Consider the following 576-nt stretch of genomic DNA (forward strand, 5'->3'; position numbering starts at 1 on the left):
GTAACCACGCTTGAGTGTCGCTAGGGGACTGACGGTATCTAACTTTTCTGCCGCAATCGCTAACTGATGACGCATCGTCAGTAGTTTTCGATCCATTGCGTCCATTAGCTTGTGCTCAACACGTTCAAGCCTCGACTTTTGTTGTGCTAAGTGTTTAATAGGAGAGTTTAATTGCAGACGGTGGTGTTTACGCTCAACGGCTTGTTGACGTGTATCGATGAAGCGCTGCATAGCTCTACGCAAACGCATATCCAGCTCATCGAGTTGCTGTGACTGACGCTGCAACTGATAACATGGAGGTTGGCGTTCTATGCGATGCAGAAGTTGCGCAGATTGCTGTTTTTGCTGCGATAAGTAGTAGCGCATCGCACTAGCTAGTTTATGCTGTTTCGCTACAAGCGATTGATCTTTATGGCTGTTGTCACGGCTAACCAGTTCAGCGGCAGCTGATGGAGTAGGAGCTCGCACATCGGCAACAAAATCGGCAATCGTCATGTCGACTTCATGGCCCACAGCACTAATGATCGGGATTTGACTTGCAGCAATAGTGCGAGCAAGGATCTCATTGTTAAAGCA

Annotated in this window: 1 protein-coding gene; it reads right to left on the reverse strand. The window is 48.1% G+C overall.

Features of this window, described 5'->3' with window-relative positions:
* On the reverse strand, positions 1 to 576 hold a 576-nt coding region (locus R7O13_RS29250; protein WP_318305506.1), incomplete at both ends, for an exodeoxyribonuclease VII large subunit.

Source organism: Vibrio sp. Y176 (genome assembly GCF_033438945.1).